At 48.8% G+C, this 25163-nt stretch carries 27 protein-coding genes and 1 pseudogene; 25 read left to right on the top strand and 3 right to left on the bottom strand.

Features of this window, described 5'->3' with window-relative positions; genetic code table 11:
* Nucleotides 1–73: 73 nt before the first annotated feature.
* A complete protein-coding gene (locus PSHG_RS27840; protein WP_010274578.1) occupies nt 74–268 on the top strand; it encodes a transposon-encoded TnpW family protein in 195 nt (64 codons plus the stop codon).
* An 81-nt stretch (nt 269–349) separates the two neighbouring features.
* Entirely contained in the window at nt 350–2296 is a 1947-nt protein-coding gene (locus PSHG_RS15890) for a recombinase family protein (protein ID WP_010274576.1), read from the top strand.
* An 83-nt stretch (nt 2297–2379) separates the two neighbouring features.
* Here PSHG_RS15890 and PSHG_RS30020 read toward each other — a convergent pair whose 3' ends face one another.
* Together PSHG_RS30020 and PSHG_RS15880 are read right to left on the bottom strand one after the other, a co-directional pair.
* Entirely contained in the window at nt 2380–2610 is a 231-nt protein-coding gene (locus PSHG_RS30020) for a helix-turn-helix domain-containing protein (protein WP_010274573.1), read from the bottom strand.
* An 854-nt stretch (nt 2611–3464) separates the two neighbouring features.
* On the bottom strand, nt 3465–4667 hold the full coding sequence (locus PSHG_RS15880) for an IS256 family transposase (protein WP_187373801.1): 1203 nt from the start codon (nt 4665–4667) through the stop codon (nt 3465–3467).
* Nucleotides 4668–4748: 81 nt separating this feature from the next.
* On the opposite strand from PSHG_RS15880, the gene PSHG_RS15875 reads away from it, so the two are divergent.
* From PSHG_RS15875 to PSHG_RS15795, 17 genes are all read left to right on the top strand, one after another.
* On the top strand, nt 4749–5009 hold the full coding sequence (locus tag PSHG_RS15875) for a hypothetical protein (RefSeq protein ID WP_148497749.1): 261 nt from the start codon (nt 4749–4751) through the stop codon (nt 5007–5009).
* A gap of 55 nt (nt 5010–5064) precedes the next feature.
* Nucleotides 5065–5361, top strand: coding sequence for a hypothetical protein (locus tag PSHG_RS31205; RefSeq protein ID WP_210436474.1), 297 nt, complete (start codon nt 5065–5067; stop codon nt 5359–5361).
* Nucleotides 5358–6218: a ParB/RepB/Spo0J family partition protein gene (locus PSHG_RS15865; protein ID WP_010274562.1), complete on the top strand. Its 861-nt coding sequence runs from the start codon at nt 5358–5360 to the stop codon at nt 6216–6218. Before PSHG_RS31205 ends, PSHG_RS15865 begins: the two co-directional genes overlap by 4 nt.
* A gap of 419 nt (nt 6219–6637) precedes the next feature.
* Nucleotides 6638–7966, top strand: a complete 1329-nt coding sequence (locus PSHG_RS27835; protein ID WP_010274559.1) for a methyl-accepting chemotaxis protein — start codon at nt 6638–6640, stop codon at nt 7964–7966.
* A gap of 136 nt (nt 7967–8102) precedes the next feature.
* Nucleotides 8103–9671 (top strand): helicase C-terminal domain-containing protein, encoded by a 1569-nt coding sequence (locus PSHG_RS15855; RefSeq protein WP_010274558.1) that lies wholly within the window; start codon nt 8103–8105, stop codon nt 9669–9671.
* Nucleotides 9672–9852: 181 nt separating this feature from the next.
* A complete protein-coding gene (locus tag PSHG_RS15850; protein ID WP_007130982.1) occupies nt 9853–10137 on the top strand; it encodes a hypothetical protein in 285 nt (94 codons plus the stop codon).
* 49 nt (nt 10138–10186) lie between these two features.
* Nucleotides 10187–11137 (top strand): DUF3991 domain-containing protein, encoded by a 951-nt coding sequence (locus PSHG_RS15845; protein WP_007130981.1) that lies wholly within the window; start codon nt 10187–10189, stop codon nt 11135–11137.
* A gap of 164 nt (nt 11138–11301) precedes the next feature.
* Complete coding sequence (locus PSHG_RS15840; RefSeq protein ID WP_007130980.1) at nt 11302–11592, top strand: type II toxin-antitoxin system Phd/YefM family antitoxin; 291 nt, start codon at nt 11302–11304, stop codon at nt 11590–11592.
* Nucleotides 11570–11887: a type II toxin-antitoxin system RelE/ParE family toxin gene (locus PSHG_RS15835; protein ID WP_007130979.1), complete on the top strand. Its 318-nt coding sequence runs from the start codon at nt 11570–11572 to the stop codon at nt 11885–11887. Before PSHG_RS15840 ends, PSHG_RS15835 begins: the two co-directional genes overlap by 23 nt.
* Nucleotides 11888–12155: 268 nt before the next feature.
* The gene (locus tag PSHG_RS15830) at nt 12156–12512 is read left to right on the top strand and encodes a plasmid mobilization protein (protein WP_010274554.1); all 357 of its coding nucleotides are present in this window, start codon (nt 12156–12158) and stop codon (nt 12510–12512) included.
* Between the two features lie 14 nt (nt 12513–12526).
* On the top strand, nt 12527–13936 hold the full coding sequence (locus tag PSHG_RS15825) for a relaxase/mobilization nuclease domain-containing protein (protein WP_010274552.1): 1410 nt from the start codon (nt 12527–12529) through the stop codon (nt 13934–13936).
* The gene (locus PSHG_RS15820; protein ID WP_010274549.1) at nt 13845–14720 is read left to right on the top strand and encodes a PcfB family protein; all 876 of its coding nucleotides are present in this window, start codon (nt 13845–13847) and stop codon (nt 14718–14720) included. The genes PSHG_RS15825 and PSHG_RS15820 overlap by 92 nt, the downstream gene beginning before the upstream one ends.
* The gene (locus PSHG_RS15815; RefSeq protein ID WP_010274546.1) at nt 14717–15622 is read left to right on the top strand and encodes a hypothetical protein; all 906 of its coding nucleotides are present in this window, start codon (nt 14717–14719) and stop codon (nt 15620–15622) included. Before PSHG_RS15820 ends, PSHG_RS15815 begins: the two co-directional genes overlap by 4 nt.
* Nucleotides 15623–15643: 21 nt before the next feature.
* Nucleotides 15644–15835, top strand: a complete 192-nt coding sequence (locus PSHG_RS15810) for a hypothetical protein (protein WP_007130974.1) — start codon at nt 15644–15646, stop codon at nt 15833–15835.
* The gene (locus PSHG_RS15805) at nt 15822–17591 is read left to right on the top strand and encodes a VirD4-like conjugal transfer protein, CD1115 family (protein WP_010274543.1); all 1770 of its coding nucleotides are present in this window, start codon (nt 15822–15824) and stop codon (nt 17589–17591) included. Before PSHG_RS15810 ends, PSHG_RS15805 begins: the two co-directional genes overlap by 14 nt.
* On the top strand, nt 17588–17890 hold the full coding sequence (locus PSHG_RS15800) for a hypothetical protein (protein ID WP_010274542.1): 303 nt from the start codon (nt 17588–17590) through the stop codon (nt 17888–17890). Before PSHG_RS15805 ends, PSHG_RS15800 begins: the two co-directional genes overlap by 4 nt.
* A 66-nt stretch (nt 17891–17956) precedes the next feature.
* Nucleotides 17957–18796 (top strand): hypothetical protein, encoded by an 840-nt coding sequence (locus tag PSHG_RS15795; RefSeq protein WP_010274541.1) that lies wholly within the window; start codon nt 17957–17959, stop codon nt 18794–18796.
* 41 nt (nt 18797–18837) lie between these two features.
* Here the strand turns inward: PSHG_RS15795 and PSHG_RS15790 are convergent, their stop codons facing one another.
* Nucleotides 18838–19173 (bottom strand): helix-turn-helix domain-containing protein, encoded by a 336-nt coding sequence (locus PSHG_RS15790; RefSeq protein WP_235782074.1) that lies wholly within the window; start codon nt 19171–19173, stop codon nt 18838–18840.
* Between the two features lie 167 nt (nt 19174–19340).
* Here PSHG_RS15790 and PSHG_RS15785 point away from each other — a divergent pair, with 167 nt between their 5' ends.
* The 6 genes and pseudogenes from PSHG_RS15785 (at nt 19341) to PSHG_RS15760 (ending at nt 25160) form a co-directional block, all read left to right on the top strand.
* A complete protein-coding gene (locus PSHG_RS15785; protein ID WP_010274539.1) occupies nt 19341–19526 on the top strand; it encodes an aspartyl-phosphate phosphatase Spo0E family protein in 186 nt (61 codons plus the stop codon).
* Nucleotides 19527–19550: 24 nt separating this feature from the next.
* Entirely contained in the window at nt 19551–19892 is a 342-nt protein-coding gene (locus tag PSHG_RS15780; RefSeq protein WP_010274538.1) for a hypothetical protein, read from the top strand.
* A gap of 29 nt (nt 19893–19921) precedes the next feature.
* Nucleotides 19922–20284 carry a PrgI family protein gene (locus tag PSHG_RS15775; RefSeq protein ID WP_010274537.1) on the top strand — a complete coding sequence of 121 codons (363 nt, stop codon included), beginning with the start codon at nt 19922–19924 and terminating at the stop codon, nt 20282–20284.
* 107 nt (nt 20285–20391) lie between these two features.
* Nucleotides 20392–22608: pseudogene (locus tag PSHG_RS27830) on the top strand (VirB4-like conjugal transfer ATPase, CD1110 family); the annotation flags it as partial.
* 499 nt (nt 22609–23107) lie between these two features.
* Nucleotides 23108–23317 carry a DUF6075 family protein gene (locus tag PSHG_RS31545; RefSeq protein WP_222860748.1) on the top strand — a complete coding sequence of 70 codons (210 nt, stop codon included), beginning with the start codon at nt 23108–23110 and terminating at the stop codon, nt 23315–23317.
* A gap of 25 nt (nt 23318–23342) precedes the next feature.
* Nucleotides 23343–25160 (top strand): hypothetical protein, encoded by a 1818-nt coding sequence (locus PSHG_RS15760; RefSeq protein ID WP_010274529.1) that lies wholly within the window; start codon nt 23343–23345, stop codon nt 25158–25160.
* The last annotated feature ends 3 nt before the right edge of the window (nt 25161–25163 follow it).

The raw sequence follows: 25163 nt of genomic DNA, 5'->3' as shown, positions 1-25163 counted from the left end.
TTTTAAGCTCTGAAATGGCGCTGTAGGCTGCGCTAAGCGCATGCAGCGTATTAGGAATGAAAGGAGCCGTTACATGACCGAATATCAAAATCCGGATGCTGTGTCGCCGAAACCCGATTTACCCGTCGCCGCGCGCAGGTTATCCTGCAAAATTGGCTCAACGACCTACGATGTGACGATTCATTTCAGTAAGACTAGCAAGGAAAACATGAATGACAAGATACTGCGTCTTGTCCGCAACGATTTGCAACGCCGCCTGACGGAATAAACGGCACAATGGAGGCGGCAACTGAATGCATGATAAAATGACACCAGCCACAAATGAGTTGACTGTCTGAAAGGAGCTATTATGCTTAGACAGTCAAATGAGAAAATCACCGCCCTGTACGAACGCCTTTCGAGAGATGACGAATTACAGGGAGACAGCAACAGCATAGTCAATCAGAAGAAGATGTTGGAGGATTACGCAAGGAATAACGGCTTCAAGAAACTTGTTCACTTCACAGACGACGGCTATTCAGGCACGAACTTTGAAAGACCTGGCTGGAAACAGCTCATGGCAGAAGTTGAGCAGGGAAAAGTCGGCGCAATCATCGTCAAGGACATGTCGCGAGTCGGGCGTGATTATTTGCGCGTTGGCATGTACACGGAGGAATTTTTCAAAAGCGGCATACGCTTTATCGCAGTCAATGACAATGTGGACAGCGACAACGGGGACAACGACTTTACCCCCTTTCGCAACATCATGAATGAATGGACGGCGCGGGACACCAGCCGTAAAATCCGGGCGGTTTTCCGGGCTAGGGCTATGGAGGGCAAGCGCATATCGCCATCAACGCCTTATGGCTATCTGCGCGATCCGCAGGACAAGCAAAAATGGATTGTGGACGTGGAAGCTGCGGAGGTTGTGCAGCGCATTTTCCGACTTGTAATCGAAGGGTATGGCGTCTACCAAATCTCTGATATATTGACTGCTGACAGGGTGCTTATTCCTTCCGCTCATTGGGAACGCATCGGGGCAGATAATCAAAGGCACAAGCATTATCAAGACCCGTACCGTTGGCGCGGCGGCGTGGTGGCCAAAATCCTTGAACGCATGGAATACATGGGCCATACCGTAGCTTTCAAGACTCATACCGTATCCTACAAAGACAAACGATCCAAGGCGACAGCGCCGGAAGAACGGGTAATCTTTGAAAATACGCATGAACCCATCATCGACCCGGAAACGTGGCACAATGCCCAGCGGCTGCGTCGAACGGTGCGTAAGCCTGATAAGAAAGGAAAGCCAAGCAGGCTGACAGGGCTTCTTTATTGCGCCGATTGCGGCGCGAAAATGACCCGTGACCGGTCCCATGACAAGCGACCGGGTAGAAGCTCCAAGAACGAATACTATTGCTCCAGCTACCGCTCCCAAACCCGTAGTTGCTCGATGCATTATATCCGCGTTCCAGTTGTCGAGACGCTGATTCTAAATGCGCTTCGGGAGGTTAGCTCTTTTGCAAGGACAAACAAGCAAGAATTTATTCGTATGGTTACGGATAGTACCTCCGAGCGGCAGGATAAAACGGCAAAGCAACAACGGAGGAAGCTGATCGCTTACCGGAAGCGGAGTAATGAGCTTGATAATATCATTCGTAAGCTGTACGAAGACAATTTGAGCGGAAAGCTATCGGACAAGCGTTTCGAGAAGCTATCCAGCGATTATGAACGAGAGCAGGAAGAACTAGAGCAGACTATCGAGCGCTTACAGAGCGAGATTGACAACATGGAGAAGCAGACGGTCAATGCAGATCGATTCCTCGACTTGGTTGATCGTTACACCGATTTTGAGGAACTTACTACGCCAATACTGAATGAATTTGTGGAAAAGGTAGTTGTTCACGAAAGGGCTAGAAGCAACCGCTACACGACCACGCAAAAGGTGGATATTTATTTTAACTTTGTGGGGCTAGTGGAGTTACCGGGAGAAAAAAATAACGTCTTCCCTGTTAGCAGTACCCTGCAAAAAAACGTTTCAAAAAAGGCCATGAAAGCTTATGCGCCTCTTAAGCAGTATTTGGAACAGCAGAGTGCCGTCTCGCTTCAATTGACCATTTCTGAAATTGAGAGGGTCATTGGGAGAAGACTGACGGCGACTGCGTACAATTACAGGACGTACTGGTATCCGCGGAAGAATCGTCCATTAGCCAACATCATCTATAATGCCGGCTACGACGTTGAAAAGCTGGATTTGGTGCGTCAGGTTATTCTGTTAAAAAGAGCAGAAACTGACGTAAAGCAGTTTATAAGCTGATTAGGATGATACTTCGGATGGGACGCGCCTAGCGGGGGATAAGGAACGTTGGGGAAGCGTTCACACAATTTTAAATGCCATAGTTAATCCTGTTCTCGAATACGCCCGTAAGGTTTGGGGTTATCGGTCAGCCCTAATAAATAATCGACACTTACTTTATGGAACTTTGAAAGTTTTATTAAAACAGATGTTGGAATATCCAAATCACCGCTTTCGTAGCGGGAATATGTGGCTTGAGTAATATTTAAGTGTTCCGCCATTTGTTGTTGTGTAATGTCTTTATCTTCTCGTAAATCCCTTACCTTTCTGTACATGTCTATCACCCAAACCAATACTACTTTATGCGGTTTTGGTATATTGACATTTATGCGATATTCGTATAATTTTGGTTCTATGGTATATTTGTAGGAAAATGGAACTACTGGGGTGATGGAATGTTTTATTTCACGTGGCTAGAAATGCCTACATGGGCGAGAGTGATTTACTTAATAGCGGGTATTTTGTCATGGGTTATCTGTTTTATACTTGAAGCAAAATATCGACGGGAATTAAAAAAATGCCGGGAAAGCGCTCCCGACACCAAAACATATTTTCATTAAAGGTCGTCAAAACAGTTATCGTCCAATACCTTTCCTCGTAAAAGGTGCGGCATATTTTCGCGGACAAAAAGCTGGGAGATATATTCCTAGCTTTTTGTGTTACTTTACATTCTAAAATGGCATTAATAGACGATCCAATTGATAGATTTTTATTTCAACAACAATATTTTCGAAAAGCGCATTTCTGAAAGATAATCACGCTTCAGATTGATGTTCGCAACGCGAGATGGTTGTCTCGCGTTGCAGCAAGCACTGAATCTGGTCTCCCAAATTTGCTTGTTGAGGGCTGCACCCCCAATCCCCCAATTTCACACTGCCGCAGCGGTGGCGGAGCATGGTAGCTTTGTCTGTAAAGTGTCATGGGATTACAATGTGATTGATTTCATTGCTATACGAATCAACAGGAGGTGATGATAGAAATGAACCATATGTCAGAAATCCTTGAGAGGGCCCACATTCAGTGTATTCGTGAATATTTGCTACGTGGCGCGGCAGGCACCGACATCAATCCGAAGGGTAGTGTCCCGTCAAGTGGTGTAAAATCGATTTCTACCGCGTGACCCAGATATTTACTTCTGCAAGAGTGTGGTGGATGCAAGAGGAAGTTGCTCCCCGTTGACGATTTTGGCCATGGATTCAAGACTAAAATAACGGCGTGCGACGGTCCATTCATCTTGCTGTTCGATCAAGATGGCACCGATCAATCGGATAGCGGATTCCCGATTCGGGAATATCCCTACCACATCAGAACGTCGGCGGATTTCCCGATTCAAGCGCTCCAGTGGGTTGGTGGAATGAATCTGCCGCCAATGCTCTCTGGGAAAGGCCATGTAGGCCAGTACGTCACTTTCTGCCTGCTCAAGAATATCCATGGCTTTCGGGAACTTACCACGAAGTTGCTGGGCGACTTGTCGGAGTTGCAATACAGCCGCCTCTTGGCTCGGTTGCGCAAAAATCGTCCGGATGATCGACGATACCATCGATTGCGACGACTTCGGTACCTGGCTCAGGACATTGCGCATGAAGTGAACACGGCAACGCTGCCAAGTGGCGCCCACCAGAACCTGCCCAATCGCTCTGCGCAACCCTTCATGAGCATCACTAATCGCTAATTGCACACCTCGAAGTCCCCGAGCGACCAGTTTCCGTAGAAACTCAAGCCAAAATGAGCCGTCCTCGCTCATGCCAAGATCAAAACCGAGAACTTCCCGGTCACCGGTCTCCCGGATACCGATGGCCACGATAAGCGCCATGCTGCGTACCCGGCCGCCCTCACGTACTTTGGGGAACGTGGCATCCAACCAGACATAAGGGAATTGCCCTTCGAGCGGGCGCTCCTTAAAGGCCATTACGACATCATCCAGCTCTTTGCAGATCCGGGAGACTTCGCTTTTGCTAATGCCTTTCATGCCTAGGGATTCAACGAGTTCATCTACTTTTCGTGTACTGACGCCGTGTATGTACGCCTCCTGCACAACGGAAAGCAATGCCTTTTCCGCACGCTTCCGGGGTTCAAGCAGGGAAGGGAAGTAGCTGCCTTTGCGAAGCTTCGGAATATTCAGATCGAGTGTTCCGACCCGTGTATGCCATTCCCGTTGCCGGTAACCGTTGCGCTGGTTGCTTCTTTCCGTGTTTCGTTCATAACGCTCGGCACCGATCTGGGCCGCTACTTCCGCCTCCATCAAGGAATGAACAAGCACATTCAAGGCTTCTTTGAGAAAGTCTACATCACCATCAGAACCAGACTTGCGTAAAAGCTCCAAAAGTGACATTCTATCTATAGAAGCCACGGTTTGATCCTCCTTCTAAAGTAGAGTTGCGTCACTTTAGTAGAAATCATACCGTGGCTTCCCTTGTCAAGAAGCCCGGAGCAATTTTACACCACTACTATGGACTATAACTATCCGAAGAGCCACAAGGAACGGATTGACGAAGTGCATAATTCTGCCATGGAGCTTATAGAGCAAAAGTTCCCCAATATGGATGAACACGAGGAAGTAACCAAAAAGGTTTATAACTATGCGGGCACCTGCGAAGATGTGTATATGGAAATTGGACTGCAATGCGGTTTTATACTGGCGGTGCAGTTACTCGGTAATACGCAAACAAAATAGGAAACCGATGGAATCATATCGTGAAGGACTGCCATAAGTGGCGGTCTTTTTTCTTTTGAGGCGATACTGGCGCTGGAACGGCAAGTCGACACGTTTTGGCGCTTTTTATTTAGAGCCCCCCCTGCTCGTTATTGACGGGAAGAAGCGGTTTCTGTTCGAATCAGGTACCGTTCATCATGAACCACGTTCAGCTAACGGGACCAAATGCCGGCGGGAAAACGGAGGGGTATTAGGGGCGCTGCCCCTAACAAGCGAATTTGGATATCCAAATTCAGTGCTTGCTACAACACAAGACAGTGGTCTCAAGGTAGAACTCAAGAACTCGCCGAAGAAGAAGGAGTGGAACGGATGAAAGAAAACGTTACAGCAATTCCCATAGACCAGTTGTATTCTTTTCACGAAAATCCCTATAAAGTGGCGGACAATGAGGAACTGCAAGCCTTGTCCGAAAGTATAAAGATGTACGGAGTTATTTCGCCGCTGGTAGTACGCCAAAGAACCGAGGGGGGCTATGAAATTATATCAGGTCATCGCCGGAAGGCAGCCTGTGAAAAGGCGGGGATTGATATAGTTCCTGCCTTTGTTCGTGAAATGGACCGATACGCCGCCATTATTGCCTTGGTGGACAGTAACCTCCATCGTGAGCATGTGTTGCCGTCCGAAAAAGCCTTTGCCTACAAAATGAAACTGGAAGCCATCAAAGCGCAGAGACAACGTAATGATTTAGTCGAATCTGCAACTTCTGACCGAATCGGACACAAGTCGCGCGAATGTGTGGCTCATGATGTTGGGACAAGTGCAACGCAAGTACAGCGCTTTGTTCGGCTGACCAAGTTGATACCGCCCATTCTCGATATGGTGGACAATGGAAAAATAGCTTTTAGCCCTGCCGTCGAATTGTCTTACTTAACCGAGCAAGAACAGACAGACTTGCTTGAAACGATGGAAAGTGAAGACCGCACACCGTCACTTTCGCAGGCACAGCGGATGAAAAAACTAAGTACTGATGGCCTACTCGATATGAACGTTATTTTCGATATCATGACGGAGGAAAAAGCCAATCAGAAAGAGCAAATCAAGTTGAAAAAGGAAAGCATCAAGGACTTCTTTCCAAAGGGCTACACGGCACAGCAGATGGAAAAGACCATACTGAAATTATTGGAAGAATGGCGGAAAAAGCGGGAACGAAGCCGCCACGATGCGCGCTGATTTTTTCTCGGCCGGTAATAAAGGCATTAGATGACAATATGAAAGATCGTTTGAGTATATTTTATATTCGGTTGACGGCAGGAAAGAAAAAATTTAGTGGCACGAAATATCTGAATATCCCCCAGGTGGCTCCGGGCCAATTCAATAGACAGCATGATAAAAAAAACGTCCAATTTGATAAGCGTAACGTGATTATAGCCTAAAATAATTGAAAAAATAAATTTTGATGATATCCAGCTCTGTTACTGGTTAGGAATCATGGTACGGGAGGCCCTTCAGCATTGTGACGATTGTAAAAGACTATTTTTGATCGTGAGCAATATGCGACTTAATTGCTAATAGCTGGTATAATAAATGTGTAAAAAACAGATGTTTAGTGTAATCACTGATCTACCATTTTAGTAGGAGGAATCCCAACCATGATAAAAGAAAACAAAGTCTCGCAGTCCATTGAAAGTCTTGCAAAGGTGGTTAATATTGCGAAAGTAACGATTGGTCTACGGCTAAAGATTGCGGCTATTATCATTCTGAGCATCCTTGTTTCTTCTCCAATATCGGCCTATTTGAATACCATTGCCAATCGGGTTTTGACCGGGAATATTGGGATATATTTGACGGCCTCCATGAATCTCATCGTGACGACGTGTATCATACTGCTATTTGTCCAATTTTTTATTATTAAACCCCTAAAGACGGTGTTGACAGCTACCCAAGAAGTTTCTAAAGGGAATCTAAAGGTGCAAGTTTCCTATCGATCCAAAGATGAACTCGGACAGCTCTCCAGTTCTTTTAATCAAATGATTGAAAACCTACGAAATCTCATTGTCGATATGAATCATGCTTCGGATTTTGTCGCACAAGCCTCCGATCAATTATCCCATGTTTCCAAGTCGGTCGTGCAGTCATTTGACCCCATCGTCGAAAATGTAAACGGCATGGCTAAAGGAGCGGAAACACAGGTCGCCGTTTCTCAAGAAAGCAGCAGGGCATTAGAAGAAATGGCTGCTGGCGTGCAGAAAATCGCTGAAACCTCTTCTTTCGTATCAGAGTTGTCCTTAACGACACTTTCCGAAGCAGAAAAAGGTAACGAAGCGATCAATCGGGTGAAAGATCAAATGCAGGACATCAGTCAATCCGTCAACGATTCCGCCTCCATTATTTATAAAATGAGCGAGTTGTCAGAGAAAATAACAGGTATCACCAAGATGATTAGCGAAATTGCTTCTCAAACCAGTTTATTGGCCTTGAACGCCTCGATTGAAGCAGCCAGAGCGGGGGAAGACGGCAAAGGTTTTGCTGTTGTCGCGAATGAAGTTAAGAAATTGGCGAGTCAAACGGAAAATTCCGCAGCCCAAATCAGCGAGATCATTGGTCAAGTGGATCGAGTTTCTACCGACGCGGTACAATCCATGAAAAAGGGAGTACAAGAAGTCCAAAAGGGAATTGAAATTGCGATTTATTCAGGGGAAGCCTTTGAAAAGATACTGGATGCCGTCAAAAATGTTTCTGTACATATTGAGGAAGTTGCCGCAACTGCCGAACAAATGGCGGCAAGTTCCGAGGAAGTAAGCGCCAGCGTTACTGAACTATCCGGAATTGCAACAGGCACCTCCGATAAGGCGAATCATGCGGCAATATCTACTAAAGAACAATTAAAAGAAATGGACAGGATTTTAACATCAGCCGAATCTTTGGCTGAAATGGCGGCCCAATTGAAACAAACAGTTGGGAAATTTTTGATGGCTTAAGATTGGCCTTGCCTAGTCACAATGAAGGGCTTTATACAAATGCGATCAGTAAAAACCTCCTTGACAAACTGCACCGGAAGGAACGGGCTATCGGGCGAAAACCCGGTTTGCCCGTTTTTATAATTTGCCGGAGCTGATGAACGTCTTTAAAGAAGTCGCCGACATCCAAACGGCGGATATGCTCCAGCTTCCTGTACCACAGGCGCATTTTCACAACATTGCGGTGCCGCCAAGCGAGTTTCAGAGGGATATGGTGGCGGATCTCGCCCACCGTGCTGAGCGGGTGCGAGCCAAGGAAGTAGAGCCGCACGAAGACAATATGCTCAAGATTACGAATGATGGGCGTAAGCTGGCACTGGATCAACGGCTGGCCAATCCGATGCTGCCCGATGACGAAGGCAGTAAAGTGAGCGTTTGTGCGGACAATGTGTTTCGGCTATGGAAGGAACACGAGGAAAAGCGGCTAGCCCAACTGGTGTTTTGCGATCTATCCATCCCAAAGCAAGACGGGACGTTCAATGTGTACGACGAACTGCGACGCAAGCTGACAGAGAAGGGTGTGACTACCGAGGAGATTGCGTACATTCACGACGCCAATACCGAAGTGAAGAAAAAGGAACTGTTCGCCAAGGTGCGGACTGGCCAGATTCGTGTACTGCTCGGATCGACATTTAAAATGGGGGCGGGCACCAATGTGCAAACGAAGCTGATTGCGCTGCATGATCTCGATTGCCCTTGGCGCCCGCGCGACCTGGAGCAGCGAAGCGGGCGCATTATCCGGCAAGGCAATGAGAATAGCGAGGTACACATTTTCCGGTATGTGACGGAGAACACGTTCGACGCCTATTTGTATCAGACGCTGGAGAATAAGCAGCGCTTTATCTCGCAAATCATGACCAGTAAATCGCCGGTGCGTTCTGCCGAGGATATCGATGAAGCAGCCCTTTCTTATGCCGAAGTCAAGGCACTGGCAACCGGTAATCCGTATATCAAAGAGAAGATGGACCTGGATATCCAGGTTTCCAAGCTTAAGCTGCTCAAGGCTAATCACTTGAGCCAACGCTACGCATTGGAGGATCGGTTGCTGAAAGTATTGCCGCAACAAGTCAAATCTACAGAAGATCGAATTGCCGGATATGAACAGGATGTCGCTCTATATCTGCGTTCCAAATCGGCTGTGCCGGAGGGAACGGATGAATCCAAGTTCCCAGGTATGGTCATTAAGGATTTTACCTACACGGAGAGAGCGGCAGCAGGCGCGGCCTTGCTGGAGGCGTGCAAGGGAATGACTTCATCCGAGCCGCAGGAGGCGGGCAGTTATCTCGGTTTTTCCCTATGGTTATCCTTTGACAGCTTCCATAAAGAATACAAGGCGACCCTGCGCGGCGCATTGGACCATACCATCTCGCTAGGGATGGATGCAGGCGGCAACATCACCCGGTTGAACAATATGTTGGCGGATTTGCCAGCCAAACTGGAACATAGCCGCCAGCAACTCTCCACGCTGCTCCAGCAGATGGAAACAGCGAAGGAACAAGTCGAAGCTCCTTTCGAGAAAGAACAGGAGCTGCTAACGAAATCGGCGCGACTCGCGGAACTGAATGCCCTGCTTAATATGGATAAGCGGGAGAATGAAGCCGTGGACAGCGTTCCGGACGAAGAACCGGAAGCGCCCGAACGGCGAGTGGTGGGCCGTGGGCGATAACGGCCTGACACCGTCGTTCCTCCCCCTGAAAGGGAACTTCATGCTGACCATTACGGAGAAGAACATGGTATCGGTGCGAGCATTTCACAGGTCGAAGATCGCTCACTTGTTAAAATTATCAATTTCATGACGAATGGGACTCCGGTTTTGGGGTCCTTTTCTCGTTTCCGGAGGAATGAACATGTTGTATGCCAGCCCAAGCGGCGGATGCTTTTGTCCGATTTTGCCGCCTTTTGGTTACGGAACCAGCTTGATCAAGGAGGGAGAAACCGTGCCATCGTTGGAGTTGATATCCAAAGAGAAAAACGGATTTGGCGACACGTATTATTACATCCGCGACTCAAACGGGGTGACCAGTCAAGTTCATGAAGGCGATTTAGACGCATTCATGAACAAGAAAGGCGTTACGAAGTTGAAGGAAGGCAGAGCTTATACGTACCCCAAAAAGAGGGGTAAGGCACGATGAACCATAACCCCATCGGACGCTGCCTGGATTTCCAAAAGGAGCTGCGGCAATGAGCTATGTAAACAAGGAACAGATCGAACGTGCCAAAAGACTGGACCTGCTCACATATTTGCAAATGTACGAGCCGGCAGAACTGGTCCGATGCTCCCGCAATGTCTACACCACCCGGACACACGACAGCTTGAAAATTTCCAACGGTAAATGGTACTGGTGGTCAAGGGGGATCGGCGGGCGCTCGGCGCTGGACTATTTGATCAAAGTGCGGGGCATGTCTTTTCCCGATGCGGTGCTGCAAATGGAAGGCGTTCATCCAGGCAGCGCACCTGCATTTTCGCAATCTTTGCAACAACGCTCATCTCCAGCGCGGTTTGAACTTCCTGAACCGAATCGTACATCGCATCGCGTCATGGCCTATCTCAGCAAACGTGGTATCCATCGCACGTTGATCGACTACTGTCTCGAAACGGGGCGTTTGTATGAAAGCCGCCGCTATCACAACGCGGTATTCGTCGGTTTCGACCAGCAAGGAACGCCGCGCTATGCGGCGATACGCGGTACGACAAGCACTCGTTATATGGGGGAAGCCGCTGGCAGCGACAAGCGGTATTCGTTTTCCATTCCGGCCTCGGGAAACTGTACGGAACTGCATCTGTTTGAGAGCGCTATTGATCTCTTATCCTACTGTACGCTGGAACATCTCGCTGGCCGGGATTGGCGGCAGGCGCATAAGCTGTCGCTGGCCGGAATATACAGGCCCAGGACAAATGGGGAGGACTCTACTCCCCCGTCTGCCCTAACGCATTACTTGCAGTGCTTTCCCCAGGTGAATCGACTTGTCCTGCACCTGGACAATGATGAGCCGGGGCGATTGGCGGCAGCCACGATACAGAGGCTCCTCTCCCCCGCCCTTCTCATATCCGATGAGCCGCCTAAGTTCGGAAAGGATGTAAACAACGATTTGATGGAATTCCGAAGAAGACGCGGTGAACCATCCCGATAGCGGTAGACGCTGAACGGTTGGCGTCTTTTCTTTCTGGGCTACGGAAAATTTTCACATCATGTGGATAAGATGTGAATATATGGGGATAAGTGCAGCCGCATTGATTGTATAGCATGTAATAGGTATAATAAAATCAATATACAGCTATGCAAGGAGTGACCAAGATGATTATCAAACCTTCCGCCAGTATCCGGCAAAACTATAATGAAATCGCCGATCTATGCAAAACATCCGGGGAACCGGTTTATCTGACCAAGAACGGTGAAGGCGATCTTGTCGTAATGGACATTGATACGTTTTCCCGTCGCGAGAAGATGTTAAAGCTGCGTGAAGAACTGCTCGCTGTGCAAGAAGATCGTTTGGCGGGCCGTGTTGGCGTGACGCCGGATGAACTGGACGCTTACCTGGAGGGCATTATTGACGAGGTGCAGCATGGAAAAGATGCCCCGTTATAAGATCATCGTCTCCGATCGCGCCCGCCAAATGCTGGCGACTCATGTGCGATTTCTTGCGGAGAAAAGTCCGGATGCCGCGCGAAAAACGAAAAACGAATTACTGCAAGCGATACGTTCCTTGGCGCGAATGCCGGAGCGCTATCCTTTTCTGGAAGCGGAATTTATCCCGTCAAACAAGTATCACAAGATGTTCGTGGAAAAATGGTATCTGGTGTTATATCAAATTCAGGATGAAATCGTGTATGTCGATTACATTGTAGACTGCCGTCAGGATTATCGCTGGTTGGTGAGATAACAAAAAAGTTCGAAGGAAGGCGCTGAGCGGATCGGCGTCTTTTTTGTGTTTTTTGGGTCCCTCTCTTTTTCCCGGCAGGTGCCTTGAAGGCAACGCGAGACGAATGTCTCGTGTTGCAGCAAGCACTGAATTTGGATATCCAAATTCGTTTGTTAGGGGTACAACCCCTAAGACCCCGTTTACACGATGCTATTGTCTCGATGCTCGAATTTTCCCGCGGCGATGAGATTTTCTGTCGGAAGCTCATGTTCGGAAAGGGGTGATGCAAATGAGGAAACGACCAATCTCTTTTCTGGTTCGCTTAGACGAAAGCGAACATAAGCGACTAATGAGAGAAGTGAAAAAAACGGGACTTTCTCGGGAAGCGTACATTCGGGCATTGATCAATGGGTATATTCCCAAACCGCTACCGCCGCTGGAATATTACGCGATGATGCGTGAACTGAACGCTATTGGGAATAACCTGAATCAACTCACTGTGAAGGCCCATACGACTGGACATCTGGAACGGGCTGCATTTCAGGTGGAAGCCGACCGCTTGCGCCGCGCAGTCCAGCAGATTCAACAGGCTGTAACCGAACCGGAACGAAGGCCACCAGTGAATCCAAATGTGCATCCGCCGTAGGGGGGGAATTTCGCGTGGCAACGACCGCAATCTGGGGTGTGACCGACAGGCTAAAGCGGGTGCTGGATTACGCCGCAAATCCCGACAAGACAGCAGAACGTAGCGAAGGCGGAGGTTTGGAGCAGGTACTCGCATATACACAGGCGGATGCCAAGACGGAGAAGCAACTATATGTCAGCGGTGTCAACTGCGATCCGTCAACGGCTTATGAGCAGATGCAGCGGACGAAGCGGCAGTTTTTTAAGACGGACGGCATTTTGGCCTTTCACGCCTATCAAGCGTTTGCGCCGGGGGAGACAACGCCGCAAATCGCCCATACCATCGGTGTTAAACTGGCACAGAAGTTGTGGGGGGAGCGCTTTGAAGTCGTCGTATCGACCCATTTGGATAAACAGCATGTGCACAATCACTTTGTGTTAAACTCGGTTTCCTTTGTGGATGGGAAACGGTATTACGACAACAAAGCTTCCTATGCTCTGCTGAGGCAGACATCCGACCGGCTTTGCCAGGAGCATCAGCTGTCGGTGATCGAGCATCCCGAATCGGGCAAAGCCAAGCATTATGGAGAATGGAAAGCGGAACGTGAGCGAAAGCCAACATGGAGAGGGCTAATTCGGCAGGACATCGATCAGGCTATCGCATCTTCCATGACGATGACACAGTTTTTTGCCCATTTACAAAAGCAAGGCTATGAGCTTAAAACGGCGGTCAAACATGTGGCGATACGGGCGCCTGGAAAGACACGCTTTGTCCGTTTGCACAGTCTAGGCGATGGCTACACCGAGGAAGCGATCAAGCAGCGAATATTGCGAAACCGAATACCTGAACGGGAGAGGCCACCCCATGTCCGCACACGACGCGCCGTGTGTAAGGGCTATGTTCGGTCTGGTCGCAAATTGCGCGGCTTGCAAGCGCTATATATCCGCTACTTATTTGATATGGGCGTGCTTCCTAGAAAACGAAAGCCTGTCAAAAAACCATCCTTTAGGCTTCGGGAGGATTTGAGACACTTGTCGGTATTAATGGAGCAAACCAAGCTGCTATGCAAGTATCGCCTCACCCATCAAGAGGAGCTTCTCATTTTTCATAACGGGTTGGAGGAACAAATCCAATCCTTGCACCAGAAGCGCAAGTCGTTGTATAACCGAATTCGCCGCTGCAAGGATGCGGGCCAGCGAGAACAATACAAAACGCAAATTGCTGGTTGTTCTAAACGGCTTGCCTCGCTTCGAAAGGAGGTGAAGCTGGTTCAAGGCATTTTGGAGCGTTCAGGAGAACTACGAGAGACGTTAAACAGAAGTGGCGCACAGGATCGAAAGGAGGAAGTTTTCGATGAGTACCGAAACGGAAGCCGCCAATCAGGTCGTCAACATGAGCTTGAAAAGCATCGAAGTCATGGCCAAGATTTCCGGCGAAGGCGCTAAGCATTTGGCAGTATATTTGTTTGCGGCCTTGCAAGGGCAGAAACGAACAAAGGGCAGCATCCGGTTGGAGGGTTTGCTGCGCAGCGGGAAAGAATTAAAGGTATTTGCGGTCAAAAACGAAGACCTGGCAACCTTCTGTAAGGAAGCCAAGCGGTATGGCGTGTTGTACTGTGCTTTGCGCGACAAAAAGAACGTGGACGGGATGTGCGATGTGATGGTCCGGGCGGAGGATGCGTCCAAAATCAATCGGATCGTGGAGCGTTTCCACTTGGCCACTGTGGATACCGCCAAAATTAAGAGTGAAATTGAAAAATCCAGTGGAATGTCCGAAGCGCCTGCTGTGGAACAAGGACATGAACCAGGTCACGAGCAAGTTCAGGAACAAGAACTGCCGAAGGAAGTCGCAGAAGAAAGGAATACAGACGACTTGTTGGATGAGCTGATGAGAAAGTCCGAACTGCCGGAGCCGACTCCATCGGAGGACGACCATTCAACAGCGGAGAAGGAACCGGCGGAAACGTCCCATCCGTCCGAGAATACCTTCGAGCGCAACGAGGTTACCGCAAGGGATACTGATCCACCTTCTCGTCAAGAGCCGGAGCGAGTGTCCGTCCGTCAATTATTGCGGGAAATACGCGAAGAGAACCGCCAGCAAAGGATATGGGAGAAAGACAGACAGCCGCGGGAACAAGCGGAACCGTTGCCGTCTCGAAAGGAGCGGATAGCCGCCGATAAACAACAAGCCAACAAAGCAAAAGGACGAAAGCGAGGGAAAGCCAAATGAGCGAACTGGATGATTTATTCCGACAGGATGCTGCGGCTTCCTCTTCTTTCCGTACAACCGAACCATCCTTCGATAAAGAAGCATGGGTGCAAAAGAAACAGGAGCTGCGGCAATGGACATATGATACGATTGATGTCACCACCTTGTCGGTGATGCAGAACGGTGAGGCGTTCCAGCAATATTTGGATGTCCAGAGCCGCTTTGACCGCTATAGCGTGGCCAATGCGTTGCTGATTCTGGCGCAGCGGCCAAACGCGACTCGCATTGCCGATTTTGACACATGGAAGGAACAAGGGGTATTCATTCGTCGCAAGGAAACGGGGTTTTACATTCTGGAACCGGGCGAAACCTATCAAAAGCAGGATGGCAGCACCGGTATCAGCTACAATCCGAAAAAGATGTTTGATATTGCGCAAACGACCGCCGCGTTGAAACGGGAAGAACCGGCATTCCCGGATGATCGCGCCCGTATTAAAGCGTTAATTGACCTCGCCCCTGTTCCGATTGGCATTGGTGATGCGTTGCCATTGGAAAAGTACGCGCTCTATCAGCCAGAAACAAAAAACATTGCCATTCGTCGCGGGCTTGAGGCCGGCGATATTTTTCGAGCGCTTGCCCAAGAACTGACACATGCTGAACTGGATCGCGGCGATGGACGGTACAACCGCTCGGATAACGAGTTTTTTGCCTACTCCGCTTCTTATATGTTGTGCAGGCAATTTGGTGTTGCAACCGATCCCTTCCGTTTTGATCGAGCGCCGGAGAAGTGGAACGGGTTGGAACCGCAGCAAGTTCGTGCCGAGTTGACGCTCATGAAGGAAGCTTTTCAACAAACATCCCAGAGAATGAACCGGAACCTGTCACAACAGCGCCAGCCTAAACGATCCGATCCGGTTCGCTAAGTTTTGTCTGGAGGGAGTGCTATGAAAAAACAGGAACGAATCTTGTCGTTGAACCATTATGAGCATGGGATAGTCGTCCATGCGCTGAATGCGTTACGAAATGACTTAATCGGTGAGAAACGACCGACGGATGCCGTGGATGATTTATTGTTAAAAATGATTGATGCCCCACTTCTAAATAAAAAGCGCTGGAGGCATTATGAAACGCGATGAAGCCGCAAGGAGTAATTTGATACTCTTTGCGGCTTTTTTTATTCCCGTCATCTGGTTGGCCCTGTTGGTTGCTCCCGCATGGACAGAAGGATTGCCGGACATGCTGGCCCATCTGGGCACGGCGATTCGCCGTCCGCTTAACATAGAGTGGGTGGACGATACGCCACGTTGCTTGTTGATCTTTTTGCTGACTTATGGACTTTGCGCTGGGGCCTATTTGGCGACTCCGCGCAACTATCGTCGGCGGGAAGAGCACGGTAGCGCCCGCTGGGGCCGAGCGAAAACCGTCAATGCCAAGTATCGAGACAGACGGCCGGAACAAAACAAAATTTTGACGCAGCGGGTCAAAATCGGTCTGGATGGCCGCAAGCATCGCCGGAACCTGAACGTGTTGGTTGTCGGCGGCTCTGGCGCGGGTAAAACACGGTTCTATGCTAAGCCGAATGTGATGCAAGCCTCGACCTCTTACGTCGTTCTGGACCCAAAGGGGGAAATATTGCGGGACACCGGTCATCTGCTTAAAGCCAAAGGCTACGACATCAAAGTGCTGGACCTGATTCACCCGCATCGTTCGCATGGCTATAACCCGTTTGTCTATTTGCAGGACGACAAGGATGTCTTGAAATTGGTGACCAACCTGATTCGCAATACGACACCCAAAAACAGCAACACGAACGATCCCTTCTGGGAGCGTTCGGAAACAGCGCTGCTGGAGGCGCTTATGTTGTACTTGCTTTATGAAGCGCCGCCGGAGGAACAGAACTTTCCGATGATTATGGAAATGATCGCCGCGGCGGAAGTGCGGGAGGAAGATGAGACGTATCAGAGTCCGCTGGACGAGTTGTTCGAGCGGTTGGAGATGCGCGACCCGGAGCATTTGGCGGTCAAACAGTACAACATTTTCAAATTGGCTGCCGGAAAAACGGCCAAATCCATTTTGATCGGGCTTGGCGTACGGCTGGAGAAATTTAATCTGACCAGCATCGCCAGCATGAGTACGGTGGATGAATTGGACTTGCCCCGCATGGGTACGAAAAAGACTGCCTTGTTTGCCGTCATCCCCGACAACGACAGCAGCTTTAACTTTATCGTCGGCATGCTGTACACGCAGCTTTTTCAATCGCTCATGTATGAAGCGGATTACAGGCATGGTGGGAGGCTGCCGACGCATGTTCATTTTGTAATGGACGAGTTTGCCAATGTGGCGTTGCCAGATGAATTTGACAAGCTACTGTCGACCATGCGGAGCCGGGAAATCTCGGTGTCGATTATCCTTCAAAATCTGGCGCAACTTAAAGCGTTGTACAAGGATGCCTGGGAATCGATTGTCGGCAACTGCGATGTGTTTTTGTACTTGGGAGGCAATGAACAATCCACACACAAATATGTGTCGGAACTGCTCGGCAAGGAAACGATTGACACCAACACCTACGGTGAGAGCAAGGGGCGAAGTGGTAATTATTCGATCAATTACCAGCATTCAGGAAGAGAATTGTTGACCCCGGACGAAGTGCGGATGTTGGATAACCGCTATGCCCTGCTCTTTATTCGTGGGGAACGTCCGATACAGGATGACAAGTATGATCTGTTGCGGCATCCGAACATCGAGTTGACAACGGATGGTCAGGCTTCGCCGTTTCAGCATGGAGGTACGGATTATGCTATCGACTGGTTATCGATGCAGCTTCATGAAGACGGAGATTACGAGCTGTTGGCAGAGGATGAAGTGGAGTCATTATTTTTAGGAAAGGAATGATAGACGTGAAGCATCAATGGAAACGATGGATGACGCTGTACATGGTTTGCGTGCTGATGGGGAGCTTTGCTACACCTGCATACGCGAATGATCCGATGACTACCGTGAACAATTTGTCTGATTTTATTTTTGGCCTGATCCGGGCTGTGGGCATGATTATTTTGGGTTTTGGCATTGTGCAGATTGGTTTGTCTTTCAAGTCTCACGACCCTACCCAAAGAGCTAACGGGTTCTTAACACTCGCCGGTGGCGTTGTCATTACCTTTACGAAGGAAATTCTCAACCTGATTGCCGGATAAGTACGGGTATTCGCATTCGGGGAATAAGCCAGCGGTTTGTTCCCCGAATCTGGGGGGAGGGTGAATGTGTCTAAGAACAGTTGGATCATCGACAATCTCGAAAATGCATTAGAGACCTGGAACGATAAAATGTCGGAGATTTGGGAGTTGGTCACCGAGTCGCCGGCGGATTTCAAAGGCGGTGGTATATGGCGCGTCATCTTAGATATTCACGGTGCGTTGCAAGCTACGGGATTGGCCTTGCTGGTATTGTTTTTTGTGATTGGCGTGATGAAAACGACCGGTAACTTTGCGGAAATTAAACGACCGGAGGTTGCCGTGAAGTTATTTGTTCGATTTATTTTGGCCAAGGCGGCGGTCACGTATGGTCTGGAATTGATGATGGCGCTATTTTCGATTGTACAGGGCATCATTGCCGCCATGATTGGCCGTTCGGGATTTGGTTCATCGGACATGATGACATTGCCGGATACGATTGCCCAAGCGATTCAAGATGTGGGCTTCTGGCAAAGCATTCCGCTGTGGGTGGTAACGCTGCTTGGCAGCCTGTTCATCACCGTTTTATCGTTTATTATGATTCTCTCTGTTTACGGCCGTTTTTTTCGTCTCTATATTTACACAGCCATTGCTCCTGTCCCGCTCTCATCGTTTGCTGGGGAGCCGACCCAATCCATCGGCAGGTCCTTTTTAAAGGGGTATGCCGCCGTTTGCTTAGAAGGGGCGATTATTGTGCTGGCTTGCATTGTTTTTTCGGCATTTGCTACCGCGCCATCGGTCGTGAACGAAGGCGCACAGGCGGTGACTATGGTCTGGACGTACATTGGCGAACTGATTTTCAACATGCTGGTTCTCGTCGGCATGGTGAAAATGGCGGATCGGATCGTGCGGGAGATGATGGGGCTGTAATCGAAGGCATGCTGCCGGGAGGGAAGGCAGTTCGGGGAGTATTAACGGATGGCTGCCAAAAAGAGCCTCAAAAGCGCGAGGGCATCGTTTCGTTGCTTTTTAGTACATTGGTTTAGCGCTGCTAAAATCAGTTCGGTATCATTGCTTTTGTTATTTGTCTCCTGCTCCAGCAACAATTCATTTGGGGATAGTTTCAGCAGGGTACAAATACGAAGCATGGTTTCAATGGACATCCCGGCTTGTCCACGTTCAATATCGGCGCAGAATCTGGGGACTCTCCCAATATACTCGGCCATTTGTTCTCGCGAGATTTCCAAAGCTTCTCGCTGTTTCCGAATGCGCTGTCCTACCTTCTTTCTATCGTACACACTCATCATTTGGCACCCCTTTATAATCGATTTCAGTTTATAACTCCTATTATGGAGGAGCACATAATTGACTAAAATGAGTTTAGAAAGTACTATCAGGGTAGTTTTTCTAATGACAACATGCTAATGCTTCATGATAGAGTTGCAAACAGAATGAGGAAGAGGAGTGCAAATGAGTGGATGATCTAGTAAGAAAACTGGAGAAAGAGAGGCAAAAATTAAACAAGCTTGGCGAAAAGTCGTTGATGCAATCGATTCCTTTATCCGACAATCCAGAGGTTCAGGAACAGAGTAGGAGGGTAGACGAGTTGATGGTGCAATATCAACGAATGAAGGCCAAGGATAGGCAACCGATACGGTAAAAGAGGGATGGAAGGGGCAAGGTCATGGGATTTCCAACGTGGTTCCGGGGAGCCATTCAAAGGCGATTGGATGAGGTTTCGGCACAAATCGAATATCATCCGGAGCTGAAAAAAATAAGAGATGAAGAAGATGAGGCGTTTCACGCCGTATTTGCGGGACTGATCATTACCCAAACACCTGAGTTTGAAGACTGGGAGGACAAGTATATTCTCAAGCAATCCATGATGAATGAACGGCTGTACATGCAGGGATTGACAGATGGCATACAACTTGCCTCTGCGTTACTGAATCATTCCGATTCAACGCCACATGAAACGCCGGTTACATTCAGTCACGAAAAGGGCCAAGCAAAGACGAAGTCGTAAGATCAGGTATCTATCGGGAGGGATGACATGTGGAAGTGAAAATCAACCGGGAGATCCGGGAATATACGGAAAGCATCTTTTTTGGACTGTCCTTGCGACAGTTCTTTTTTTCTGTTTTGGCCGTAGGTGTGGCGATAGCGCTGTACTTTATGATGCGCAGTCGTTTCGGCATTGAGACACTCAGTTGGGTATGCGTCTTAGGTGCGGCCCCCTTCGCAGCCCTGGGCTTTATCCGGTACCACGGTATGAATGCCGAGCAATTGCTATGGGCGTATATCAAATCGGAATTTTTAATGCCGCGGCGCTTAGTCTTCCACTCGACGAACACGTATGCGGCGGCGTTAAGCAAGACCATAGAGCAGTATGAAAAAGGAATGAAGCGCCATGATTAAGACGTTAAGTCGTATCATCAAGCAGGATAAGGAACGGTTTGTCATACCGAAAGGCGTACAACAAGTGATCCCGATTCGCTCTATTTGGGCGGACGGGATTTTTTTTAGTTGGCAACAAGTTTTCCAAGACGTATCGCTTCGAGGACATCAATTATTCCGTCGCCTCCCGCGAAGATAAGGAAGCGATGTTCCTGTCGTATTCCGAATTGCTCAATTCCTTTGATAGCGGGGCGACAACGAAAATCACCATCCATAACCGGAGGCTGAATCGAGCGGATTTTGAAAGTTCGGTCTTCATTCCGCTTCAGCAAGATGAGCTGGACGAATATCGACAAGAGTATAATCAGATGCTGCTGGAAAAATCCGTTGGGGCCAACGGTACGATTCAAGAGAAGTATATAACGATATCCATTGCCAAACCCAATATCGAAGAAGCCCGGCATTATTTTTCTCGAGTTGGGACCGATCTGATCGCCCATTTTTCTCGTCTCGGCTCCAAATGTACGGAACTGAACGCCACTGAGCGGCTGCGTATTTTTCACCATTTCTTCCGCCAGGGAGAGGAAACGGACTTTCGTTTCGACTTGTCGGAAACGATGCGCAAAGGACATGATTTCAAAGATTATATTTGTCCGGATGCGTTTGAGTTTGAAAAGGATCATTTTCGGATGGGGAAGCTTTATGGTCGGGTCATCTTCCTGCGTGAGTATGCCAGCTATATCAAGGACAGTATGGTATCCGAGCTTTGCGACCTGCACCGCAACCTATTTCTGTCCCTTGACATCATTCCGATACCAACGGATGAGGCGGTTCGCGAAATCGAAAACCGTTTGTTGGGCGTAGAGACGAATATTACGAACTGGCAGCGGCGGCAAAACAATAACAACAACTTCTCCGCCGTTATCCCGTATGACATGGAGCAGCAGCGAAAAGAGAGCAAGGAATTTCTGGATGACCTGACGACTCGCGACCAACGCATGATGTTTGGCTTATTGACGATGGTGCATGTGGCTGAAAGCAAGGAGCAACTCGACAACGATACCGAAGCGATATTGACGACGGCCCGCAAACATCTGTGTCAATTCTCGCCTCTTATGTACCAGCAGATGGACGGTCTAAATACCGTGTTGCCTTATGGTTTACGGAAAGTACATGCTTTGAGAACGTTGACGACAGAAAGCACAGCGGTGTTTATCCCGTTTCGGGCGCAGGAAATCATGCATGAAGGCGGTATTTACTACGGACAAAACGTCATCAGTAAAAATATGCTCATTGCCAATCGCAAGCAGTTGCTCAATGGAAACAGCTTTATTTTGGGGGTATCGGGCTCCGGAAAAAGCTTTACGGCAAAAAGAGAAATCGTCAATCAAATACTGGCCAGCGGCGATGACATTATTCTGATTGACCCGGAACGTGAATATTCCGCCCTAGTAGAAGCGCTAGGCGGAGAGACCATTCATATCTCGGCCACGTCACCTAATCATATCAATGCGATGGATATAAACCGGCAATACGGTGACGGAGCAAATCCGATCATTTTAAAATCCGAATTTGTTCTTTCGTTATGCGAGCAACTGATCGGCGGTTATCAGTTGGGAGCGAAGGAAAAGTCGATTATTGACCGTTGCACGGCCAGTGTGTATCGAAAATATCTGCAAAGCAATTACAAAGGGCAACCGCCTACCTTACAGGATTTTCGAGCGGAACTGCTCAAGCAATCCGAGCCGGAGGCGCAGGACATCGCGCTGGCGATTGAACTGTTTACCGCTGGCAGCTTGAATACGTTCGCCCAGCCGACTAACGTCAACGTTCATAACCGGCTGATCTGCTATGATATTTTGGATTTGGGCAAGCAACTGTTGCCGATTGGCATGCTGGTTGTATTGGACAGCATTCTGAATCGAATTACACAAAATCGCGCCAAGGGGAAAAACACGTTTATCTTCATCGATGAAATTTATCTGCTTTTCCAACACGAGTACAGCGCCAACTTTTTGTTCACGTTATGGAAACGTGTCCGAAAGTATGGCGCTTTTTGTACGGGGATTACGCAAAACGTGGATGATTTGTTGCAAAGTCATACGGCCCGAACGATGCTGGCCAATAGCGAATTTATCGTGATGCTGAATCAGGCCAGTACGGATCGCAAGGAGTTGGCGGAACTGCTTAATATTTCGGATCTCCAGCTTTCTTATATTACAAACGTCGATGCCGGGAATGGGCTGTTAAAGGTCGGCAGTTCTCTCGTGCCATTTACAGATAGCTTTCCACGGCATACAAAACTTTACCGTTTGATGACCACGAAGCCGGGAGAATCGCTGTAAACCCTTGGCAAGCGGCTGATGAGATGCTTCATCAGCTGCTTGCCAAGGTATGTAGATTCGACTGGTCACAGCCGTCTGAGACAAGTGGTACTTGCTGGCTAATTGAGTGATGGTTAATTGGAGATGGAAGTCATTCCGGCGTGCAGAAAAAGAATTGACCAGGGCTTAATATGAAGAGTAAAGGTATATTTTACTATTCTATCGCTAGCGCACGACTACAAGACTATTTAAATTACTCTAGTCCTACGACTGTCGGGTTAGTCTGTTTCCCATTGAGAGGAGTTGTTTCATTATCGGTCTTTCAAAATACGGATGGTAGCACCTAATCTGCATACATAACTGAACAACAGGGTTTGCTTCTCATCATGGTGTTGCCATGAGAGCGGGAGTTGATATTGTTGGTTAATATCAAGTCGCGTGCAGCTCGTGCTGCCAGAGAACAGGCCCTAACTGAATTCGCTATCAGGCTCATGGAAGATGTGCCGCTGATGCGTTTGCCATGCTTGCAGAATGGTGTTACACGTGCCGCTTGGCCTTTAATCTGTGGAACGGATGGGCAGAAGAACAGCAGGAACGGGATTCCACGCCGCACGAGTTGTTTGATTGTCGTTATGCGCCTTATTTCTTTGAGGCGATTCGCTTGCGTTATCCGGAATATTGCAGGAGCCACGACCGGGTTCCCCAACGAATGAACGGTCCAACCCGTTAATGGATATGCCAGGAGGGTAACCTTGATGAAGGACATAAAGACAAGGACACGGGTGAAGAATATTAAGAAGCTGGATCGGTTCTCCAACTTGATGGCAAAAGCAAAGTCTGTCGATGTGCGTTCCAAGCATAAGTCATCTAATCGTCATGAATCGGAAGCTACAGGTTCCTCTGTGGTGTACGCGCAAAATCAATCCGTGAGGGCGGCAAAAACCACGCTGCGCAAGGGGATGCGCATCAGTGCAGGTGTGAGCAAAGGAGCAATTCGTCTTCTTCGGAAAAAACGGGAGCGCTTGATAGGGACGGCGAAGGAGAAAGAAGCCATGTCTCAGCAATCGGGGGAAACGGCGAGCGGTCGGCGTTCACGTAAGCAAAGCGGCATTCAAGCAAGCAAACGTTCGGTTGTTTCTGATAAACAGCAAACGCTGTCCGCTCATTCAACAGGTGCCATACAAGGAAGAGATAATCGTCAGGCTGTACATTCATCTTCCCAAACCAAGCGTCCATTGCGTTTGCGGAAGCCTGTTGGCGGGAAATATCCTTTGTTTTCCATGACAGTGACAGGAAAACAGCGGCATATTCATCAAATGGTGCGTGCCAGGATTGTCAGTCGGAAACAAGCTCAACAACCCCAAGCTCAAGATAAAAGTGAAACACAGTTAAACCAGATGCCAAAACCTGTCGAAAAGCGTGTCACGACCACGAACACCCTATTCAAGACTACCGTGCGTTCTCGTGACAAGCGTTCGAGTCTACAACCCGGCGAAATGACAATCGGGGGGAAACGAAATCCCGCCTCCGTTCGTTCTTCCGCTCATAAGCTGGTGAAGCCGCATGCAGGTGTATCCAGGGGAGCCAAAACGGGCGGTAAAGTCATCAAGGTGCTTTCCCATTCAGTAAAGCCGATTCATCAGCCTAGCCAAGAAAAAGGACAGGCCCATGATTCAACAGAGAGGATGAAACATAAAGCCAGGGAAGCGCAAAAAGTAGCCTTTCGATTGATGACCATGCACCGTTCAAAGCAGCGGCTGCGAGCGGTTGCCAGATGGAACATTCGCATGATTCGTGTAGCGGCCAAAATGACTGCGGTACTCGCCAAAGGCATGATGGCTCTTTTAGGTGTTAGCGGTACGGTGATCATCTTGCTATGCATCATGATGGCTGTAGCGGCGGTCGTATCGTCCCCTTTTGGCATCTTTGTCTCCAGTGATAATACGGATAGCGAAGTATTGCCGCTCTCTGACATTGTACAAGACATGGACAACGAATTTGCTGCCCGACTGGAGGACATGCGTCGGGATGCAGGCTCAGTGGATCGTGTAGAAATCCATTATCTCGGCAGCGCTGATAATACTCGCATCAATAACTGGATGGACGTCATCGCGGTCTTTGCGGTTCGTACCGTAATGGACAGCGAAAGCGGCATGGACGTAGCTACACTTGACGCCACTCGGGTGGATGTGATTCGCTCCGTCTTTTGGGCCATGAATCAACTGGACTCTTACGTGGAAACGATTGAACACAGGGAAACGATTACGGTGGAACATGAAGATGGGAGCACGAGTAAGGAAACGATAACCTGGTATGAATCGGTATTGCACATTACAGTTGCCAGTCATACTGCTGGGCAGCAGGCCGACATCTACGACTTTACAATCGAACAAAGAGAGATCATGCATGAAATGTTGTCGGCGGAGTTCCGCCCGCTCATGTTCGCGCTTCTCGGTAAAGATATGGATGTTGGGTTAACGACTGAGCAGCTTGAAATCGTTTATCACGATCTGCCGAAAGGGGAATGGGGCGGTGAAGCTGTCCGCTTGGCATTGACTCGCTTGGGCGTGTAACCG

The organism is Paenibacillus senegalensis JC66, assembly GCF_000285515.1.
GTDB classification, from domain to species: Bacteria; Bacillota; Bacilli; order Paenibacillales; family NBRC-103111; genus Paenibacillus_L; species Paenibacillus_L senegalensis.
Note: the sequence above shows the minus strand (reverse complement) of the source record. Positions and strands in the feature narration are given on the sequence as shown.

Bases quoted from the DNA above. Each gene is read 5' to 3' on its own strand.
- PSHG_RS27840 (WP_010274578.1), top strand. From the start codon at position 74: ATGACCGAATATCAAAATCCGGATGCTGTGTCGCCGAAACCCGATTTA.
- PSHG_RS15890 (WP_010274576.1), top strand. From the start codon at position 350: ATGCTTAGACAGTCAAATGAGAAAATCACCGCCCTGTACGAACGCCTT.
- PSHG_RS30020 (WP_010274573.1), bottom strand. From the start codon at position 2,610: ATGTACAGAAAGGTAAGGGATTTACGAGAAGATAAAGACATTACACAA.
- PSHG_RS15880 (WP_187373801.1), bottom strand. From the start codon at position 4,667: ATGTCACTTTTGGAGCTTTTACGCAAGTCTGGTTCTGATGGTGATGTA.
- PSHG_RS15865 (WP_010274562.1), top strand. From the start codon at position 5,358: ATGAAAGAAAACGTTACAGCAATTCCCATAGACCAGTTGTATTCTTTT.
- PSHG_RS27835 (WP_010274559.1), top strand. From the start codon at position 6,638: ATGATAAAAGAAAACAAAGTCTCGCAGTCCATTGAAAGTCTTGCAAAG.
- PSHG_RS15855 (WP_010274558.1), top strand. From the start codon at position 8,103: ATGAACGTCTTTAAAGAAGTCGCCGACATCCAAACGGCGGATATGCTC.
- PSHG_RS15850 (WP_007130982.1), top strand. From the start codon at position 9,853: ATGTTGTATGCCAGCCCAAGCGGCGGATGCTTTTGTCCGATTTTGCCG.
- PSHG_RS15845 (WP_007130981.1), top strand. From the start codon at position 10,187: ATGAGCTATGTAAACAAGGAACAGATCGAACGTGCCAAAAGACTGGAC.
- PSHG_RS15840 (WP_007130980.1), top strand. From the start codon at position 11,302: ATGATTATCAAACCTTCCGCCAGTATCCGGCAAAACTATAATGAAATC.
- PSHG_RS15835 (WP_007130979.1), top strand. From the start codon at position 11,570: ATGGAAAAGATGCCCCGTTATAAGATCATCGTCTCCGATCGCGCCCGC.
- PSHG_RS15830 (WP_010274554.1), top strand. From the start codon at position 12,156: ATGAGGAAACGACCAATCTCTTTTCTGGTTCGCTTAGACGAAAGCGAA.
- PSHG_RS15820 (WP_010274549.1), top strand. From the start codon at position 13,845: ATGAGTACCGAAACGGAAGCCGCCAATCAGGTCGTCAACATGAGCTTG.
- PSHG_RS15815 (WP_010274546.1), top strand. From the start codon at position 14,717: ATGAGCGAACTGGATGATTTATTCCGACAGGATGCTGCGGCTTCCTCT.
- PSHG_RS15810 (WP_007130974.1), top strand. From the start codon at position 15,644: ATGAAAAAACAGGAACGAATCTTGTCGTTGAACCATTATGAGCATGGG.
- PSHG_RS15805 (WP_010274543.1), top strand. From the start codon at position 15,822: ATGAAACGCGATGAAGCCGCAAGGAGTAATTTGATACTCTTTGCGGCT.
- PSHG_RS15800 (WP_010274542.1), top strand. From the start codon at position 17,588: ATGATAGACGTGAAGCATCAATGGAAACGATGGATGACGCTGTACATG.
- PSHG_RS15790 (WP_235782074.1), bottom strand. From the start codon at position 19,173: ATGATGAGTGTGTACGATAGAAAGAAGGTAGGACAGCGCATTCGGAAA.
- PSHG_RS15780 (WP_010274538.1), top strand. From the start codon at position 19,551: ATGGGATTTCCAACGTGGTTCCGGGGAGCCATTCAAAGGCGATTGGAT.
- PSHG_RS31545 (WP_222860748.1), top strand. From the start codon at position 23,108: ATGCTTGCAGAATGGTGTTACACGTGCCGCTTGGCCTTTAATCTGTGG.
- PSHG_RS15760 (WP_010274529.1), top strand. From the start codon at position 23,343: ATGAAGGACATAAAGACAAGGACACGGGTGAAGAATATTAAGAAGCTG.